Source organism: Marinobacter sp. MBR-105 (assembly GCF_053628895.1).
On record NZ_JBRJHG010000001.1, the window covers coordinates 153,776 to 173,266 of the forward strand.

Annotated in this window: 17 protein-coding genes; 4 read left to right on the plus strand and 13 right to left on the minus strand. The window is 57.7% G+C overall.

Annotation, left to right across the window (positions count from 1 at the left end):
* Nucleotides 1-8 precede the first annotated feature (8 nt).
* The 9 genes from aroC to ACSSVV_RS00800 form a co-directional block, all read right to left on the minus strand.
* Nucleotides 9-1,103: a chorismate synthase gene (gene aroC / locus ACSSVV_RS00760; protein ID WP_141066935.1), complete on the minus strand. Its 1,095-nt coding sequence runs from the start codon at nt 1,101-1,103 to the stop codon at nt 9-11.
* A 37-nt stretch (nt 1,104-1,140) separates the two neighbouring features.
* The gene (prmB, locus tag ACSSVV_RS00765) at nt 1,141-2,046 is read right to left on the minus strand and encodes a 50S ribosomal protein L3 N(5)-glutamine methyltransferase (RefSeq protein ID WP_023010098.1); all 906 of its coding nucleotides are present in this window, start codon (nt 2,044-2,046) and stop codon (nt 1,141-1,143) included.
* Between the two features lie 75 nt (nt 2,047-2,121).
* Nucleotides 2,122-3,330: a patatin-like phospholipase family protein gene (locus ACSSVV_RS00770; RefSeq protein ID WP_226596336.1), complete on the minus strand. Its 1,209-nt coding sequence runs from the start codon at nt 3,328-3,330 to the stop codon at nt 2,122-2,124.
* Between the two features lie 4 nt (nt 3,331-3,334).
* The gene (locus ACSSVV_RS00775; RefSeq protein ID WP_454105376.1) at nt 3,335-4,243 is read right to left on the minus strand and encodes a DUF4892 domain-containing protein; all 909 of its coding nucleotides are present in this window, start codon (nt 4,241-4,243) and stop codon (nt 3,335-3,337) included.
* Nucleotides 4,236-5,156, minus strand: coding sequence for an alpha/beta fold hydrolase (locus ACSSVV_RS00780; protein ID WP_454105377.1), 921 nt, complete (start codon nt 5,154-5,156; stop codon nt 4,236-4,238). The genes ACSSVV_RS00775 and ACSSVV_RS00780 overlap by 8 nt, the downstream gene beginning before the upstream one ends.
* A gap of 12 nt (nt 5,157-5,168) precedes the next feature.
* Nucleotides 5,169-5,519, minus strand: a complete 351-nt coding sequence (locus tag ACSSVV_RS00785) for a PilZ domain-containing protein (RefSeq protein ID WP_454105378.1) — start codon at nt 5,517-5,519, stop codon at nt 5,169-5,171.
* A 65-nt stretch (nt 5,520-5,584) separates the two neighbouring features.
* A complete protein-coding gene (holB, locus tag ACSSVV_RS00790) occupies nt 5,585-6,616 on the minus strand; it encodes a DNA polymerase III subunit delta' (protein WP_454105379.1) in 1,032 nt (343 codons plus the stop codon).
* Nucleotides 6,609-8,699, minus strand: coding sequence for a transglutaminase TgpA family protein (locus ACSSVV_RS00795; RefSeq protein WP_454105380.1), 2,091 nt, complete (start codon nt 8,697-8,699; stop codon nt 6,609-6,611). Before ACSSVV_RS00795 ends, holB begins: the two co-directional genes overlap by 8 nt.
* Nucleotides 8,696-9,718: a DUF58 domain-containing protein gene (locus ACSSVV_RS00800; protein WP_454105381.1), complete on the minus strand. Its 1,023-nt coding sequence runs from the start codon at nt 9,716-9,718 to the stop codon at nt 8,696-8,698. The genes ACSSVV_RS00795 and ACSSVV_RS00800 overlap by 4 nt, the downstream gene beginning before the upstream one ends.
* A 254-nt stretch (nt 9,719-9,972) precedes the next feature.
* Here ACSSVV_RS00800 and ACSSVV_RS00805 point away from each other — a divergent pair, with 254 nt between their 5' ends.
* Complete coding sequence (locus ACSSVV_RS00805; protein ID WP_224848525.1) at nt 9,973-10,584, plus strand: hypothetical protein; 612 nt, start codon at nt 9,973-9,975, stop codon at nt 10,582-10,584.
* Nucleotides 10,585-10,711: 127 nt separating this feature from the next.
* On the opposite strand, the gene ACSSVV_RS00810 is transcribed toward ACSSVV_RS00805, so the two are convergent.
* Complete coding sequence (locus ACSSVV_RS00810) at nt 10,712-11,533, minus strand: DUF6160 family protein (RefSeq protein WP_454105382.1); 822 nt, start codon at nt 11,531-11,533, stop codon at nt 10,712-10,714.
* 159 nt (nt 11,534-11,692) lie between these two features.
* Nucleotides 11,693-12,274 carry a hypothetical protein gene (locus tag ACSSVV_RS00815; RefSeq protein ID WP_227501047.1) on the minus strand — a complete coding sequence of 194 codons (582 nt, stop codon included), beginning with the start codon at nt 12,272-12,274 and terminating at the stop codon, nt 11,693-11,695.
* 183 nt (nt 12,275-12,457) lie between these two features.
* Here ACSSVV_RS00815 and pabB point away from each other — a divergent pair, with 183 nt between their 5' ends.
* Nucleotides 12,458-13,807 (plus strand): aminodeoxychorismate synthase component I, encoded by a 1,350-nt coding sequence (pabB, locus tag ACSSVV_RS00820; RefSeq protein ID WP_454105383.1) that lies wholly within the window; start codon nt 12,458-12,460, stop codon nt 13,805-13,807.
* Between the two features lie 48 nt (nt 13,808-13,855).
* Here the strand turns inward: pabB and thrH are convergent, their stop codons facing one another.
* Nucleotides 13,856-14,470 (minus strand): bifunctional phosphoserine phosphatase/homoserine phosphotransferase ThrH, encoded by a 615-nt coding sequence (gene thrH, locus ACSSVV_RS00825; RefSeq protein WP_022991156.1) that lies wholly within the window; start codon nt 14,468-14,470, stop codon nt 13,856-13,858.
* A 207-nt stretch (nt 14,471-14,677) separates the two neighbouring features.
* Between thrH and ACSSVV_RS00830 the strand changes: the two genes are divergently transcribed.
* Entirely contained in the window at nt 14,678-15,403 is a 726-nt protein-coding gene (locus ACSSVV_RS00830; RefSeq protein WP_022991155.1) for a phosphoadenylyl-sulfate reductase, read from the plus strand.
* A 73-nt stretch (nt 15,404-15,476) separates the two neighbouring features.
* On the opposite strand, the gene cysB is transcribed toward ACSSVV_RS00830, so the two are convergent.
* Complete coding sequence (gene cysB / locus ACSSVV_RS00835) at nt 15,477-16,454, minus strand: HTH-type transcriptional regulator CysB (protein ID WP_022991154.1); 978 nt, start codon at nt 16,452-16,454, stop codon at nt 15,477-15,479.
* A 260-nt stretch (nt 16,455-16,714) separates the two neighbouring features.
* Between cysB and ACSSVV_RS00840 the strand changes: the two genes are divergently transcribed.
* On the plus strand, nt 16,715-19,465 hold the full coding sequence (locus tag ACSSVV_RS00840) for a LuxR C-terminal-related transcriptional regulator (protein ID WP_454105384.1): 2,751 nt from the start codon (nt 16,715-16,717) through the stop codon (nt 19,463-19,465).
* Nucleotides 19,466-19,491: the final 26 nt, after the last annotated feature.

Here is a 19,491-nt window from a genome sequence, read left to right on the forward strand (position 1 = left end):
CCCCTGAATCAGAGCTGGCCGAGGACCGGCGTGGTGACTTCTACATCGCCGTTCTGGCCGCGATGACGCAGGTAATGGTCCATCAGGACGATCGCCATCATGGCCTCGGCGATGGGCGTCGCGCGGATACCGACACACGGGTCGTGCCGACCAGTGGTGATCACCTCCACCGGATTGCCGTCTACATCAATGCCCTTGCCGGGCAGGCGCAAGCTTGATGTTGGCTTTAGTGCAATGCTGGCAACAATCGGCTGACCGGAGGAAATGCCGCCCAAAACACCACCGGCATTGTTGGAAAGGAAGCCTTCTGGCGTCATCTCATCCCGGTGCTCTGTTCCTTTCTGCTCGATGCAATCAAAACCGGCACCGATCTCCACACCCTTGACCGCGTTGATGCTCATCAGGGCGTGGGCAAGATCGGCATCCAGACGATCAAAAATCGGCTCACCGAGGCCTGGGGGAACTCCCTCCGCAACCACATTGATGCGGGCGCCAATCGAATCTCCTTCTTTACGCAAAGCATCCATGTAGGCTTCCATCTCGGAGATCTTGTCTGCATCCGGACAAAAGAACGGATTCTGGTGAACCTGCTCCCAATCCAGCTTGTCTGCCTTGATTGGCCCTAACTGGGAAAGATAACCCCGCACTTTGATCCCGAGACGCTGCTCAAGAAACTTCCGGGCGACGGCGCCAGCAGCAACCCGCATGGCGGTTTCCCTGGCGGAAGAGCGGCCACCACCACGATAATCCCGGGCACCGTACTTGTGGTGGTAGGTGTAGTCTGCGTGGGCCGGGCGGAACTGAGCAGCAATCTTCGAATAGTCCTTGGAACGCTGGTCGGTGTTTTCGATAATCAGACCAATCGGTGTGCCCGTGGTTTTGCCCTCAAACACACCAGACAGAATCCGAACCTCGTCCGCCTCACGACGCTGGGTCGTATGCCGGGAAGTACCGGGTTTGCGGCGATCCAGGTCCCGCTGCATATCTTCTTCTGACAGCTCCAGGCCCGGAGGGCAACCGTCGATAATGCAGCCCAGGGCCGCGCCGTGACTCTCACCAAAGGTGGTGACGGTGAACAGCTTTCCGAATGTATTTCCCGACATAATTCAGCACTTTATACAGGTTTTGTAATTTACGATCTTAGCTTTTTCGGGCCTGCCATTCACGCAGATCCCGGGCAGTGACCAGGAATACGCCATTGCCGCCGTTCTCGAATTCCAGCCAGGTTAACGGCAAATCCGGGTAGGCATCATCCATGGCACCCCAGGAGTTGCCAACCTCCACAATCAGGAGTCCGTCGTCGGTGAGGTAATCGGCAGCCTGGGCAACTATGCGGTGGGCAATGTCCAGCCCATCGTCTCCGGCGGCCAGGCCCAGTTCGGGCTCATGGTGATACTCGGCCGGCATGTCTGCAAGGTCTTCCGCATCCACATAAGGCGGATTACTGACGATCACGTCGTAGCGACCTTCAATGTTGTCGAAAACATCCGACTGAATCGCGCGTACGCGACCCTCCAGTCCATGAAGTTCAATATTGGACTCAGCTACGGCGAGGGCATCCGCCGAAATATCAGACAGATCCACTTCCGCCTCGTCAAAAACCGTCGCCGCGCCAATACCGATACAGCCGCTGCCAGTACACAAATCCAGAATTCGTTGAACCTGCGTCGCGCCTAACCAGGGCTGAAGACCGTTCTCCAGCAGTTCGCCAATCGGCGAACGGGGAACCAGAACGCGCTCATCAACGTTGAACGGCATCCCCATAAACCAGGCTTCGCCAAGCAGGTAAGCAATCGGAATACGCTCGTTGACCCGACGCTCTACGCGCTCGAGAATCAGTTCCCGCTCTGAACGGGTCAGTCGCGCATCCAGAAACAGATTGTTGTTTTCCAGCGGCAGATGCAGGCTGCGCAATACCAGCTGAACGGCCTCATCCCAGACGTTATCAGTGCCATGGCCAAAGTAGATTGGCGAAGCCGCAAAACGGGAAACCGTGAACCGAAGCAGGTCACGGATGGAGTGCAGGTCGTCAACGGGACTGGTCAAAACTTAGCTTCCTGGTCTGGCTAATGGTGCGCGGCATTATACGCGCATTGCGGCGCGGGCTGCAGCTCTTGTGGCTCAGAGAGCCAGCGGGCCGGAGCTGCTGCGGCTTTGTTCAAACCGGTCCAGGGCGGCCAACATCCGCTCCCGGCCCAGTTGTATCAGCTCCGGGGCCTTGTGATAGTCGTAGCTTCTGCAGGCATTCTTGGGAATGTTAACCAACAGATCCGGTGGGTAGCCGGCAATCTTGTACTGCACTAACGCGCTTTGCATGGTCTCGATGGTCAGGTTCATTACATCGAATTTGCCAATGCCCAGCTTGTCCCAGTCGATGGTCTCGTGCTCGTCACGATGTCTGGACCGCCCCGATTCGTCTTCACGCTTTTTCTCGGGCGCCGTCTTTTTTGCCATTTCCCGGCTTATTTTCTGTTCCGGCGACTCACCACTTTCCGGTTTTCGGGAACCCAGCGTTTTCAGGGTATCCCAATCAAACCAGCGGGACGCCTTTTCGCGAATGGCATCGACCCATTCCTCCATATCGCTACTGGTTTCTTCCGGAGCAAACGCAGCGTCTGGAATGCGCCTTTGTTGATCATCCTCACCGCTCAGGTTAACGGCCATCACCAGATCTGCATGGGCTGAGATGGTGGGAATAATAGGCAATGGATTGAGCAGTGCGCCATCCACCAGTACCCGGCCGTTGAGCACCAGAGGCGTCACCACGCTGGGTATGGCAATGGAGGCGCGGATAGCCTGGTCCAGCGGGCCTTCCTGAAACCAGATTTCCTTATGGGCCAGAAGATCTGTTGCTACGGCGGTGTAAGCAATGGGCAGATCCTCAATACGCGTATCGCCCAGAATATCCCGAACCACAGAAAAGACTTTTTCTCCACGAATAGCGCCGACAGAAGTGAAGGTCACATCCAGCAATCGCAAGACATCAAACTGGCCGAGCCCGGTCACCCAGTCCTTGTAGTCTTTCATCTTACCGGCACCGTACATGCCACCGATCAGGGCGCCCATGGAGCAGCCGGAGATGGCAACGATCTCGTAACCACGCTCCTGAAGGACTTCAATCGCACCGATGTGGGCATAGCCACGGGCGCCGCCGCTACCAAGGGTGAGTGCAACGGTTTTGCCCTTACCAGGCAATGGCTCCATGCGCTCGGTACTGGCCGGCGCTGACGCCGCAGAAATACCAGAACTGGTCACTACCGACGTGACGCCGTCCTGCGCGGCTGCGGTTCTGCCGGACGCTTCCTTTTCCGGGCTGTCCTTATCTGCCATTTCCCTACCTCTTGATAACCAGAACCTCAACCCGGTTACCCTGCCGGGCCGGGTCATTCATCTGGACGGCCGGCCCAACCGGAACAATGCGTATCTGACTTCCCGATATCCCCGATTTACCCAGCAGCGCGGCCAGGCTTTCCGCCGCAGCGCGAGAGCGCTCCAAAGCCGCTTCGATCGGCTCGTCCTGCTCGAGATCGGTGAACGAGGCCAGTACCACTTCCGCATCATCGCCAGCCCAGTCATTCAGGGTTCGCCGATCATCCGCTGACCACTCAAAACGAAACGTCACTCCGCCGGACCAGGGGATCACCAAAGGCCCCTGAATCGGGCCAGCTCCAATGGTATACCCGGGAATGGCCGCACCGAAACCAACATTCAGATGCTCAACCCAGACATACTCCCTCAGGTTACCTCTTGTCACGGTGTAGACAAGGGTCAGCCATTGCTGTCCGTCCTCAGCGGTTGTCGCCGCAACCAGGTAATCCTGGGTGGCGTCCCGTCCCAGCAGTCGGGATTGCTGGAAAATCTGGTTGGCCCAGACATTACTGCGGCCACAGGCGATGCCTGCACACTCAAACAGAATCTTTGCGCCACCAGCAGACAATTGCTGGAAGTAATGGGCCCTCGCAGCCTGACGATTTGCATCCCTGGAGATTTCAAACAGCTGGCCCTGCCCCTGCACCGGCAGACGAGCCATGGTCTCGGAGCGGATTTCATCACGAATTTCCCGAACCGGACTAAAAAGCACCAGATGGCCAGCAGACTGAATTTCGACCGTGGATTCAAGCGTTGACTGCGGGAACGGGGCTGGCGCCTCTTCCGGCCAGGCAGCCATTGCAGGATTGGTGAAACCTAACAATATAAGGCCGGCCAGCGCACCGACCGTCGAAGAAAAGCCACGATCAGCCATGTAAGAGGAACCTGTTAATCGCTTCGGCAACGGGAGTGACCTCGCCGTCAAGATGACAATGATGCCCACCGGGCACATCGACTGTTTCAAGGTTGGGAACCAGATCGGCACGGCTATCGAGCCCGGTGCGCGAAACCAGCAATCCTTCTTCTGCCCTTACGAATAAAGCGGGAGTCTGGATGGCAGCCAAAGAGGCCCTGACTTGTTCTTCGGTCATCATCAGCGGTGTCGGATGTCGTAAACGGGCATCCGTGCGCCATATGAATCCACCAGGCTCCGCGCGCATGTTTCTGGGCACCAGCGTTTTTGCCGCCTCGGGGCTCAGAGGACTTAGCCCGCCCTCCCGGATTCGGGCCGCGCTCTGAACATCCGGATAGACCGCCGGGGCAGCAGAACCGGCCCTGCGTTTCTGTAATGCCCGCCGCAACTGGGGAATGGTCTCACGGGCTGGCCGACTGAGAGCGCCCAGACTGTCAATCATCACCAATCGACGCACCCGTTCCGGGAAGGCGGCGGCGTAGAGTGCGCAGACGATCCCGCCCAGAGAATGCCCCACCAGATCCAGAGGATAACGCTCGCTTTCCGGAAAATGCCGTTCCACCAGTTCGGAAAGATCCCCAACGTAGTCCATCAACCAATAGCTGTAACCCGGCGGCCGGTGGCCCGAGTGTCCGTGCCCGGCCATATCCACCGCATGTACCGTGGTCTTCTCGGCCAACAACGGTGCCAGTCGGGCAAAAGACATGGCGTTGTCGAGCCAGCCGTGCAGCAGGATTGCCGGTGTTCGGGAAGCTTCTTTATCAGCGCTCGGCCACGTCAAACCGGCGAGGGTGATGTTATCCAGCGGCCAGAGCATTTCATGGCAACCGGCCCGGGACTCGGGAACGCTACCGGGCAACGAGGTCTCCGTCATTCGGTAGCGGCCTTACATGGTGTGGGTGGGGCGATCGGAACTCAGCGAGCCGGCCAGGTAGGATTCAATCTTGGTGCGAGCAGTTTCGTCATCGCCATTGAACTGCACGCCAATGCCTGCGGCCCGGTTTCCCTGAGCACCTTTGGGGGTAACCCAGATGACCTTGCCAGCCACCGGGATTTTCTCCGGCTCATCCATCAGGTTGAGCAGCAGAAATACCTCATCGCCCAGCTGATATTGCTTCTGGGTAGGAATAAACAGGCCTCCCTGGCGGATATAGGGCATGTACGCCGCATAGAGAACCGCCTTGTCCTTGATCGTCAGGGTTAGAATACCGCTGCGTGCTCCGAATCCGGGCCCCATATCAAATACCTTTTACGCAAATTTACTGATATTTCGCAATGATAGCAGTTGATCCTGAACAACGCTCACGTTGTCTGCCGCTTCCGGGGCATCAACTCCCGCCAGGCCAGTAGAAGCTGAGTGGCCTCAAGCTCCGGGCTTGCGTTATATACGCCCGCACTCCGGCTTTCCCGAACCCGCTCCAACAATTGATGAGCGCGCCACGGCGGGTTGGATCTGGCCAGATAGCCCAACATGTCTGCCGCCTCCGGGTCCTGAACTTCGCCCCCGGCACCACACCGGGCCAGGTCCGCGGCCCAGCTTTCAAACAGCCATAATGTATCGTCCAGTCCCAGCGTTTTAAAGCGGCGGGCGGCGTCTCCTATCGTCATCTGGCCTTTCATGAACTGTCGAAATGCCTCGAAGGCCTCATCCCTCTGCGCAAGAAACTCGCCAGTGGCATACTCCAGCGCCAGCCTGGGAGCATTACCCGCCAGCATCAGGCTTTTGGCCAGAGTGTCCGGCGACGGGCGGATGGATTCCTCCAACTCGGATACCCGGGCAGACAGCCATCGCCCGGCATCCTCGGCATCAGGTAACGGTATTGTCAGGGCCTGGCAGCGGGATCGTATGGTGGGAAGTACCGGCCGCCCGGATTCCTGGAGCAGCAACAGGGTCACATCCGGCAAAGGCTCTTCCAGAGTTTTCAGCAATGCGTTGGCGGCGTTGATGTTGAGCTGATCCGCCCGGTCGACTATGGCCACCTTGCGGTGTGCAACCTGTGGCGAGGCCACGGCAAACGTCGACAGCGCGCGGATCTGGTCCACCTTCACCATCCGGGACTTTTCCGGTGAATACACCCGGACATCGGGATGACTGTTCGCCGCGATCAACTGACACTGACGACACTGACCACACGCTATCGGTGCTCCGTTGTCTAGCCCGACCTGCTGGTCGCACAACAGCAGCCCAGCGACGGCTTCTGCCCACGCCCTTTTCCCGACGCCCTGCTCACCAACGACCAGCAGCGCGTGAGGCAACCGATCCTGGGCAAGGCGTTGCTGCACCGTGCTCCAGGCGCGGCCGAGCCAGGGCATGTCCTTCGCGATATCAGTCATGTCGGAACGTCCGTGAAGCGGGTTCAGGTTTACGACGGAGCTGTCGTTTCATCGTTTTCAATAGCCGGGTAAGCCTGCGCGCTTCGTGCGCGGAAGCTTCCTGTGTTGAGGCCGTATAGTAATGGCTGTTTACCGCCCGGGCAAAGAGACGGGCCGAAGATTCAACCTCCGGGCGCGCATCCGCCAGGCGTTCTGCCAGCGTCGCAGGGGTTTCACCGGTACGGACCGGCACGCCAACCTGTTCGCACAGCCGATGCCAGGCCAACACCACCCGACCGAATGCATCCTTGCGGGCGCCGCGGCGAATCGAAAGAGCCGAGACAACACCTGCGATCAGCAGGGTGAAGCCAACCACTCCGGCCGTCAGGTAGCCAAGCTCCTTGAGCCCGAAATTGCCCGGCAACCGGGACATCAGATCCATCTGACTCTGCCCCTGGTAACCTACCACCCATCGCTGCCAGTGATAATTGATGCGATCGAGCTGGAGCGACGCCCATTGCAGGATCGCGACATCACCGTAGCGCTGCGGCGAGGTCAGATCATTTTCCAGGAACGAGCCCTCATCGGCCACCGCATCCCGCAATCCGGATTCAATCCTGCTTGGCGCAATGGCAGCTGTCGGGTCCACCCTCACCCAGCCCTGGCCTTCCAGCCACACCTCCACCCAGGCGTGGGCATCGTACTGACGGACAATGAGGTAATCTCCGCCCGCCCCGGCGTCGCCGCCCTGATAGCCGACCACAATTCGGGCAGGAATCCCGGCGGCCCGGAAGACAAAGGTCGCCGCACCGGCATAGTGGGCACAAAAGCCCCGTTTTTCATCAAACAACAGCGCATCAACACCGTCGTCTGGCATGGTGGGCGGGCGCAACGTATAAAAATAGGCTTGCTCCCGAAAACGCCGGAGCAACGTGTTGACGACCTCTGAATGGGACAGGTCGGTAGACAGTTCGCGCGCCAGCTCCCTGGCCCGGGGGTTGCCGGACGGAGGAAGCTGGAGATAACGACGCGCTTCTGCCGGGGAAAGGGCCTCAGCCGGCGCTGGCTCAGAGGAAACCTGGGCCAGGCGATAACGCACCGGGCTGTCGGCCGGGCGCTGAAACCGGAACAAATCCTCCGGCGTGCTTACCACATTGCCCGAGACCGCTACCGAATTCTCCAGAGAAAACGCCCAACGTTCATCCGTCGGCTCCAACAGGATATCGTATTCATTATTTTGCAATGGCCCGACGCCACCGTCGTTGTCTACTCTTGCGGGTCGCCGAAAACCTTCGGAGTCCCTCTGGCGCCAGGTTTCGTCGTCCAGATAGTCGAGGATCAGACCCCGCCAGTAACGCTCCCGATACGGCGGCGACTCGCCCCCGAAAGTTACCCGGAACGCCCGTTCACTGCTCTGGGCCAGATTGGAAATATCACCCGGGCGCATAGTGTCGGAAATGCCGCTGCGGGCCTCTCCAGAAACCAGTGGCACACTCCAGAGCGGCGCCATGCGCGGAAAAAACACGAAAAGCAGCACAACCACCGGAAGGGTTTTCTGCACCAGTAAACCCAGGCGCTTCCAGCCAGCCCTCAGGCTCCCGGGAAGATCCGGCGCGTTAAGAATCTGCAGGCCCACCATCAGGCAGCCGATGGCCGAGAAGGTCAGTAACGCCCAGGCAATATCCTGCTTGAACAGGAAGTTCACGGCCGCGAGATAGACCTGAATAAAAAAGAGCACATAGAAATCCCTGGCGGACCGGGTTTCGAGCCATTTCAACCCAACGGCCAACACAAAGAACGACGCGGCGGTATCCACGGTGAATCGCCCCTGCACGGTGGCCGCATAAACACCAATCAAAGTCACCATGATTCCTGTGCGCAGCAGCCGCCCTGGCAGTTTCACCCGGCCCTTTTGTGCCAACCAGCGCCAGCTTGCCAGCACAGCGCAGGCCGCGATGAGCCACCAGGGCAGGCGATCCCATTGGGGAACCAGGAGCAGTGCAAAACTGGCAATCAACCACAAAAGCGCGTTACCGGGGATGGCTTCGATGGGCGCCTGTTCTGCCGGTTTTGCGGAGAAAACTCTGGCTATGGTCAATATCATCCAGATACTCCCGCTTTCGCATTCTCGACCTGACGGGTACCAAAAGGCTGACCATCTGGATCCCTCGGCGGTTGCTCGCCCCACACCGCTAGCGCACGCAGACAACGCTCTCCATGCAGTGAACCACTATCCGGCTCCATGGTATCGCCGGGCAAACTGAGACCAAACCTTGCATTCTTCTGTACCCGGTCCGCCACCATCCAGGCCAGATAACTCAGCCGCAACTCGGCATCAACGCCAGGAAACGCCTGGAAATCCAGCCAGTGCGGACTGCCTTGCTCGCCCTGCCAGTCGGCCACAATCATCTGGCCTGTGCGGGCAAAGCGTTTCCACATGACCCGCTGACTCATATCGCCTTCACGCCAGGGACGAAGGTCGGCATTGTCCTGGCCGGCCACAGGCGCAGACGACGCGGCTTCGCTACCATCCTGCACGGTCCCGGCAGCATCGGGTGCCGGTAGGGGCCTGGGAAAGGCCACTCCGGCAGACGAAGGACGCAACCATGACCAGGCCTTTAACAGCCCGAACGGAAAACGGGTTTCGATACGGATCCGATCCGGACGAAGATAGCCGCGATGGGCAGACGGCACTGGCAGCACCACGTCCCGGGATTCACCCGGCGATACATGCACGCTCTCAACCGATGAATCCTCAACCGACAGGCTCAGGCCAAGGCCTGGGTCCTTGCCTGCAGTTACCCGCAGCACAAACGGAATGTCATCACCCGCCCGACCTTCACCGGGACGGACCAGGGCAACAGAAAGACCGGACAGATTTCTGTGGGTCTGGTGCATGGCTCCCACAAACAAGGCTCCGAGAATAAACGTAAGCAGATAGATAAGGCTGTTCTGGTAATTGATTCCGGTAATCAGCATAACCAACAGCAACAAGCCGTACACCACGCCGGCCGCGGTGGGCAGAATGAAGATGTTCTTCTGGCTGAGGGTCTGGCTGTCTGCTCTCGGGATTCGGCGATTGATCCATCGTCGCCAACGGGCGTTTAAAGAGTTTCGCATCATGCTCCTGCGACTGGGTTCAGGCCCAAAAGTTCATGGAATGTGGTTGCCAGTAATCCGGACATAAAACCATAAAAATAATGGTTCCTTAACTATTTACCCTCGAGCACCGGATTCTGATCACACACCAGGCACTTTACGGTTGAAAAACTGTCGGACAAACCGAATACTCAAAAGTAATAGTATGAAGCGTATTGACTGAAGCAGTACACTCAGCAGCGCCTCTTTTGAACCGATTCAGCATGAGGCAATCCCAAATGCGTCGCAAACTGCTTGCAGCCGCGATCACGGCCACCACTCTCACACCGGCCTGGGCCGGCGTGCAAACCATGACCTCCGACGAGATGGTAGAAACCTACGTGGAGGATTCCGCCGTTATTGTTGTCCCGCGCCAACAACAGAAGTCAGAGGCGGATCGGGAAAAGATCATCCGCGCCCTCACCATCTCGCCGGGCGAGCCCGTTCTGAGCGAAGCGGAAGAGGAAGCGTATCGGGAAGCCCTTCAGCGCTATCTTGATGAGGGCAAGAAAGATGCGCTGTCCGATGCCGAAGAGGAGTTCCTGCGCAGAGCCCTGCTGCTCCCGGTCGACGAACTGGCCAGAGCACAGCCACCGGCGGACTTCACCCCAAGGACACTGCCCATTATCTTTGGCCAGCAACCGGAAATCCCGGATGAACCCTTCACACAGACTTTCCTGAACGACCAGTTGGGCATTGGCTTCGATGGCCAGAATCTGAATTTCAGTATCGGCAATCCGCCGGGCATTGACCAAATCCAGATCCCGGAAGCGATTAACGAAGGCCCAATTACCCTGACGCCGCGCCCGGGCGGTGGGTTTGACCTTTCCATTCAGGTACCCGATCAGTAATTGATCCAGCCCCTGGAATGAAAAACGGCGACCAGAGCGGTCGCCGTTTTTTTGTCTGACTGAATCAGCGCAAAAAAAACGCCCCGCAGCGCGGGGCGTTATCACCATTTTACGGTGTCAGGTCAACTTACTGGTGACCGTATACCTTCATGGTGGTGTTGGTCACAGCCAGGTTGTCCACTCGGAAGGAACCGATGGACTCACCGCCGATCTCAACCGCGCCTACACCGATGTCAGCTACGAAGGAAGGAATGCTGATTTCCAGAGCGTCGCCACCAGTAGCGGCAGAAGTGCCCTTGCCAACAGTGATCTGTGCCTGGGCAAACATACCCGCTGCATCAGTTGGCTGGCCATCTTGCTCATAGAACTGCGCGCCCATTACGGTCAGGTCACGCACGTTAACACCCAGGAAGTCCACATCCATATCCATGTCAGTCACGTTGAAGCCAACGTTCATGATCAGGTCGTCAGTGGCGGTATCCACACGGATGTTCAGCAGGCCGATGTTACCCTCGATACCGATGTTGCTGGCCAGCAGAGTGGAGTCGCCGCTGCCGTCAGTGGCGTTCAGAGAGGCAGAGCCAACAGCCACGGCGAAGTCGATCGGAGCGCCAGAGATGCTGTGAACATCAATCACGGCATCGCCGTCTGCTTCAACATCGATGTCAATCAGCAGGTCGTCCAGCATGCCGGATACGCCAGTTACCGCGCCGTTGGCATCACGCTCAACGGAGCCGCCACCGATGGAGATGTCGTTAACTGCCAGGTAACCTTCGTCAGTGTAGCGGAACTCACCGATGGAAACTTCGGTTTCCAGTTCGATGGTCACACCGGCCTGACCGGTCACGTTACCCATGGTGGTGTCGTCAAGCGCTTTCAGATCAGCTTGAGCGGCAAAAGGAGCTGCAGCAACGGCCGTTGCCAGTGCGATTTTTTTCAGGCCTTTCATAACGTTCTCCTAATTGGAACAGTTTGTTGTTATTTCCATCTCGTGCAGACTGTTTGCTGTACTTTTGTATCTGCACGGCTACAGAGTACTGCAGGAGTAACTGAATGTTCCGTGACCACCTTCACGTAATCGATACCTGGATTGTCGGACACCTGACATCTATTCCTCAGACTCTTCCCCGACATTGATGTTAAAAATCTTTTTCTCCATCTCAACAACAACCTGCTCGCCAAAACGAGCTTTTCCATCGGTGACGTTAAAAGGTACAAGCTGAGCCAGCGTTGGACCGAAAATATGTTCCATTTCAACCACCAAAACCCGATCAGCTTCAGACTCTTTGTTGGGGTTTGCCGCCGTGTAAAATACCGCCGTCGCACCAATCTTGCCTTTCTTCACCAGGGCAATCAGCGAGCGCCGTAGCACTTCAATTGCCAAATCTGCCGGCATTTCCTCAATCTGCTTGATCCGAATCGTTTTGGTCTTGTCTCCAGTGTCGGTTACCACGGCAAACGGTTTTACCCCGCCAGTCACCACGATCCGGTTTTCAAGGTCATCGACCCCCTTCTGGTACATCCGCACAAACTGCTCCTGAATCATCTCCTTGATTTCAGTTTCAGACGGCTGCTGGGCATTGGCGTATCCGGGTGCCATGAGCAGGGGAACCAGAAACATCAGGAAGGTCATCAAACGGGATTTTAACTGTGTCATACCTACTCCACTTTCCTCAAAAAGCTCGCGCAACAGGAGCGCGCGGCTTTCACATTGTTTTTATGCTGGGGGTGCCCTGCTATCTCGGTTAGAATAGCCACCGGCTTTTTCTCTCCGTCCGAACAGGACGCTATTTCATTAGATCAGTGCCGCCGCAAACGCTACAACGCTGTTTTTGTGGCCTGTTTATCATTTCAGCAAGATTCCGGAGGACCCTTGGGCCGGGCAACAACACGGGAACTTACCCGGGCGACCTACCACCAGCTTATGATGCATGCCTGCCGGGCACCAGATTTCGCCTTTCTGGGTAGCGCAGGCTATGGCTCCGGTCGCGGCACCTTATGTGGTTTCTCGGCCATGGCCGTATGCTCGCAGGAACTGCCTGGTGCCAGTTCGGCCGCCGTTGATACCGCCAGTCTCGCCCGGGAAATGGAAGAGCTTGCCGCACCATTTCAGGTAGAGCGCGGTACCGACCCGTATCATCTCACTGGCGGCTGGATTGGCTATCTGGGGTACGAACTGGGCTACGCCCGGGAACGGCGGCTGGCGCAATTGCACGAGGCCTCCACCGTTCCGTTAATGCACGCCGGGCTCTATCTCTGGACCGCAAGTTTTGACCGAAATAGCAGTCGTTTCTGGCTCTGGATTCACCCGTCATGCCCTGCTCCGATTCGCGATCAGGTTGAACAATGGCTGTCGGCCCCGGAAAACCTCCAGATGCACTGGCACATGGAAGCCCCATTCGCGCCGGCGCAAACGCCAGACCAATTCAAATCAGGTGTCGAAGCGATTAAACGCTACATAGAGGATGGCGATTGCTATCAGGCCAACCTATCCCAGGCATTCTCTGGCAGATTCTGCGGCCATCCCTGGCTGGCCTTCGAGAAGCTCACTGCCGCCAACCCGACGCCCTATAGCGCCTTCCTGAGCGTCGGTGACACCTCGGTTCTTTCCATATCGCCAGAGCGGTTTCTGAAAATAGATCAGGGCGTAGTCGAGACCAGCCCCATCAAAGGTACACGCCCCCGGGGCTCGTCGCCGGAATCCGATATCAATTTGGCGAATGAACTTCAGGCATCCGAGAAAGACCGCGCCGAGAACCTGATGATTGTGGATCTGTTACGGAACGATCTCAGCGTTCACGCCGAGGCCGGTAGCGTAGAGGTTGAACAGCTGTTTGCCCTGGAGTCCTACGCCAACGTCCACCACCTGGTCAGCCATATCAAGGCCAGGTTAAAACCGGGTATCAGCCCACTTCAGGTGTTGTTCGATGCCTTTCCTGGCGGTTCCATCACGGGTGCTCCGAAAATCCGGGCGATGGAAATCATTCGGGAACTGGAGCCACACTGGCGCGGGCCCTATTGCGGGTCTGTCTTCTATTACGGACTTGATGGTCGGCTGGACAGCAACATCGCGATACGAACCCTGCTGTGCGAGTCCAACGGTACGATTCGTTGTTGGGGGGGCGGAGGCATTGTGGCGGATTCTGACCCGGAGGCCGAGTATCAGGAGACACTTACCAAGGTCAAACCGCTGATGAATTTTCTGGAAAAGCTGGAACTCTGATCTGCACCACTGTCGCAAAGCCGCGGCGCAGATCAGCGATTCGAACGATCAGGCGCTGTGAATCGCGCTCGCCTTCAAAAATTCCTGTTTCAGATCGTCAAAATTGTGCACCGCCGGGAACTGCGGGAACTCATCGATAACGTTCTGGGGCGCGTGGAACAGAATGCCCGCCTCTGCCTGGCCCAGCATGGTGGTATCGTTGTAGGAATCGCCAGCGGCAATCACCCGGTAGTTCAACAACTGGAATGCGCGTACGGACTGGCGTTTCGGATCCCGCTGACGCAGCAGATAGTTGGTGATCTGGCCGCTCTCCGCCACTTCCAGTTTATGACACAGCAACGCCGGGTAGCCGAGTTTCTTCATCAGCGGCATGGCGAACTCGTAAAAGGTGTCAGAGAGAATCACCACCTGGAAGCGCTCACGCAGCCAGTCGAGGAATTCCCGGGCGCCCGGAAGCGGGTCCAGAGTGCCAATCACTTCCTGAATCTCCGGCAAGCCATAGCCGTGCTGATCCAGAATGCCCAGGCGCTGCTTCATCAAGACATCGTAATCAGGAATATCCCGGGTGGTTGCCTTGAGTTCTTCAATGCCGGTTTTTTCTGCAAAGGCGATCCAGATTTCCGGGATGAGTACGCCCTCAAGGTCAAGACATGCGAGTTCCACAACGGTCTCCTGAACGATAAGTAAAAAGGCGGGGCAGCTGCGCCCCGGTTGGTGGGCGTATGATATGAAAAAGCGCGGCCAAATGCATCGTGTATCCGGTTTTTGCCTCGACCTGAAGGCATAAAGATATAGATCCTCATTCCTTCAGGATATTAAAGGTTTGCTGCTAAGCTAGCCGCACAAGCTATTGATACAGACTGGATGATTATGACTGACATCGATTCTCTCCGGGCAGAACTGGACGGCCAGAGCCCCAGGGCGATCCTGAAAGCCGCCCTCGCCCACTATGGCAACATTGCCATTTCTTTCAGTGGCGCCGAGGATGTCGTACTGATCGAAATGGCTCACAAACTGACCGACAACCTCCGGGTGTTTACCCTGGATACCGGCCGACTGCACCCGGAAACCTACGAGTTTGTCGATCGGGTGCGCAAACACTACGGCATCGATATTGAAGTCCTGTTCCCGGATGCCAAAGAAGTTCAGGACATGGTCAACCGCAAAGGCCTGTTCAGTTTTTACGAAGATGGTCATTCTGAGTGCTGCGGTATCCGCAAGGTTAACCCGTTGCGCCGGAAGCTCGCCACGCTTGATGCCTGGGTCACGGGCCAGCGTCGGGATCAGAGCCCTGGTACCCGGAATGAGGTGCCGGTGGTCCAGCTGGATACCGCCTTCTCAACCGACGATAAGCCATTGGTAAAATTTAACCCGCTGGCAAACTGGAGCTCCAAAGAAGTCTGGGATTACATCCGCATGTCTGAGGCGCCCTATAACCGGTTACACGAGCAGGGCTTTGTCAGTATTGGATGCCAGCCCTGCACCCGCCCGGTGCTACCTGGTCAGCACGAGCGCGAAGGACGCTGGTGGTGGGAAGAAGCCACCCACAAGGAATGCGGTCTGCATGCCGGCAACCTGATCGGCAAGTCTGGCTGAACTGCCCGAAGCTGTGCCCACAAAAAAGCCCGCGTCGCCTTAACGGCCCGCGGGCTTTTCATTGGCCCCAACCTCAGTAGGTAGGCAGCTCGATATCCTTGAATAGCTCCTGGATTTCGGAACGGCTTCCCTGATGGGCCACGGCTTCATCCACCTTTTCCTTGGTGAGATGGGGCGCGAACCGTTCCATGAAGTCGTACATGTAGCCCCGCAGGAAGGTTCCTTTGCGAAAACCAATACGGGTGACCGATGCCCTGAACAGCTTGCTGGCATCCAGCGCCACGAGATCAGTATCCACCTTGGGATCGAACGCCATACTGGCGATAATGCCGACGCCCAGACCCAGTCGCACATAAGTTTTGATAACGTCGGCATCCGCTGCGGTAAACACCACTTTCGGGGTCAGCCCCCGTGACTGGAATGCCTCGTCCAGCTTGGATCGCCCGGTGAACCCGAACACGTAGGTAACCAGGGAGTACTCTGCCAGTTCTTCAAGCGTCAGTTCCTGACCTTTTGCCAGAGGGTGATCCTTGGGAACGATCACGCAGCGGTTCCATTTATAGCAGGGCATCATGATCAGATCGTTGAACAGGTCCATGCCTTCAGTGGCAATGGCAAAATCCACCGCCCCGTTGGCGGCCATCTCTGAAATCTGCATGGGTGTGCCCTGGTGCATGTGCAAGGACACATCCGGATACTCCTCAATAAAGCCCCGGATGACCGGCGGCAGCGCATAACGCGCCTGGGTGTGGGTGGTCGCGATGCTCAGGTCGCCTTTACGCTGGTTACTGAACTCCTGGGCAATTTTCTTGATGCCCTCGACCCGACGCAGGATCTCCCCTGCCTCCCGGATGATGATCTCGCCGCCGGGGGTAATGCGGGTCAGGTGCTTGCCGCTGCGGGCAAACACCTCAAGCCCCAGCTCGTCCTCGAGCAAACGAATCTGTTTGGAAATGCCCGGTTGTGAGGTGAACAGGCTCTGGGCGGTGGCGGACACATTCAGGTCGTGGTGCGCAACTTCCCAGATATAACGCAGCTGCTGTAATTTCATTAATCTTGTCGCTCCCTGGATTTCCGGCCCTGAGTCAGTGCCTCAGGCTCAACTCGTGAACGCTGGTGGATTCATAACCGGATAATACGCATAAAGGATCAATTTTTCATTCTTTTTTGGTATACAAGGCAATCTGTATTCAGTGTAGACCAAATCTCTGGTTTCGCTGGCCCGACAACACCTTGCGTCAACACAGCCCTTGACTTGTGTGTGACAAAGCACACAATCGCTAATCAAACGTGCCCAGATCCCGGGAAGCCATGCTGCTGACAACCAAATTCCTCCGGCCAACACCCGATTCCAGAGCCGTTCAACGTCAACGGCTGGACACCCTGCTGCAACCGGAATCCGGCAAACGACTGAATCTGGTTATTGCACCGGCGGGTTACGGCAAGACCACCCTGGCCAGCCAATGGTGCGCCGGCAACAGCATGCCCACCGCCTGGCTCTCACTGGACGAGCACGACGACAAGCCAAGGCAGTTCTGGCAGTACGTGATTGGCGCCTTCGAGCATGCCGGCCTGATCGGGCTGGAGGACTGCAAGAAACTGCTGGCCAGGCAGGACGACGACGAACTCACACCCGCCATTACCGGCCTTTTGAATGTTCTCGCGGCAGATGGCAATGCCTGGTCTCTGGTGATGGATGACTACCACGTTATCAGTAACGACACCCTCCATCGCCAGCTCGCGTGGTTTCTGGACTATCTGCCACCCGGTATCCTGGTGACCCTGGCGTCACGAACTGAGCCACCGCTGCCACTGGCCCGCTGGCGCGTCCGTCGTCAGGTTCAGGACATCCACCCCGGTCTGCTCGCGTTTTCCGAAGAGGAATGTCAGGAATTCTTCCGCAGCACTATGGCCATGGAGCTGTCCGAGGACGACATTCGGTCGATATGCCGTAAAACCGAAGGCTGGGTCGCCGCCATGCAGCTTTCAGCGTTGGCGGGCAAGAAAGAAGCCGTCGTGCCCGGCCAGGCCATGGGCTCACCGGACAGCCGACTGATTTCCGATTATGTCCTTACCGAAGTGCTAGAGCAGCTTCCCGAAGAGCTGACGGACTTCCTGCTGGAAACAGCCTGTTGTCCGCGCTTGTGCGCCCCTTTGTGCAATGCCGTCAGGCAACGCCAGGACAGTCAGGAAAAGCTGTCCAGCCTTTTGTCCCAGAATCTCTTTCTGATCCCGCTGGACAACAGCAACGAGTGGTTCCGTTACCACGACCTGTTTCGGGAAGCCCTGTTACAGCGAATCCAGAGTGCCGCCCCCTCCCATGCCTCGGAACTGCAATCCCGAGCCATTGACTGGCTACTGCGCCATGGCCATGTCCAGGAAGGGATTGTCCAGATCGTCCGGCGCAACGATACAGACCATCTGGCGGCGGTTCTGGCGGAACACGGCAACAACCTGATTCATGGCGGCTATCACCTTCCGGTACTTGAATGGCTGGATGCTATCCCTGCCCACAAGATTCAGGACAGCCCGCAACTGCAGATGCTCAGAATCTGGGGCCTGTTTTTCGCAAACCGGGTGGAAAGCCTGGACCCGCTTCTGCTGGAAGTTGAGGACCTGCTGGACCGCCGTGTTGCCGATTCGCACCCTGACGCGGAAGGCGCCCTGGCGTTGCACAGCGAGATTTCGCTGGTGAGATCCTACCTGGCCCGCACCCGCAACGATGAGAAAAACGCCTCGGATCTAACCCGGCAGGTGCTGAAGGACATTGATCAGATCAGCATTCCCCTGAAGTCCGTCACCTATTACGGCCTGGGCCTGGATTATTTCGGCAAGGGCGAACTGAATGACGCCGAGGAGGCTCTGGAGTCTGCCGTTCATTATGGCCAGGTAGAGCGCAAAGCAAGTACCGTTCTGTCATCCGGCGGCCTGCTCGCCTGGATTCAATACCACCGTGGCGATACCGATCTTGCTCTTGAGACGACGGGGCGAGTCCGACAATGGGTGGACGAACACTATTCGGACCCCAGCCAGCCGAGACTGATCTCCTGCTGGCAAAACAGTGCATTGACAGAAATCTATCGCGAGCGAAACCAGATCAGCACCGCCGACGGATACCTGGCCCCCCTGCTCGATCATGTACGAAAGGGTACCGAACCGGGCCAGCATGTGGTGATCCAGTATGTACGGGGACACCTCGCCTTTACCCGGGGTGACCTGGAAACGGCGGTTGAGGCACTGGAAGATGCCGTGACCACCGGCCGGCGCCGGAGGGAACACATTGTATTCGAGCCCCCGGCCGCTTCCGCGTTGCTGGCACGCTGCTACCTGGCCTCCGGCCACGCCGACAAGGCCCGCGCCTGTTTGCAACCCGCTCTGGACCAACCAGCGACAAATCCGCTTAACCGGGAGCAGAACCAGATTGCCCTGGCCCGGGTGCAGAATGCACTGGGCGAATATCAGCAAGCCCAGGACACCCTGTCCGCTCTGATTCCAACGGCGGAACGCAACGCCCACAACCGGCATCTGGTGGAGATTCTTCTGGTGTACGCCGAGGCGCTCGCCCACGAGGGCCGTGCCGACGAGTCCGATGCCATGCTGGAGAAGGCATTGGACCGGGCCGAAAACGCGGGTTTTCTGCGCCTGTTCGCGGAAGAGAGCACTGCCCTGCGGGACATGCTTCTGGATTTTCCCAGACTACGCACCCCGGGCCGGTGGAACCGGGAGTTGCTCGCAATGCTTCGGGAACTTGCTGCAGAGCAGCCTGGCGAACCGTCTTCCAATGGTGCCCAGGAAACCAGTCGTACCAACGAGACTGCCCGTTCGGGGGGTGAGGCTGCAAATGTTCTGGCGGAACCGTTGAGCCAGCGTGAGCAGGAAGTGCTTGTGCTGATCCATCAGGGACTGGCCAATAAAGAAATTGCTGAGCGCATGTCCGTTGCCCCGGCTACCGTGAAAGCGCACATCAGGAACCTGTACGGCAAGCTCGGCGTGAGCCGGCGCACCGAGGCGCTGGCGAAAGCACGGGAGGTGGGGTTGCTGGAGGATGTCGCGAAAATGTGATGAACATCACATTTGACACCAATTAA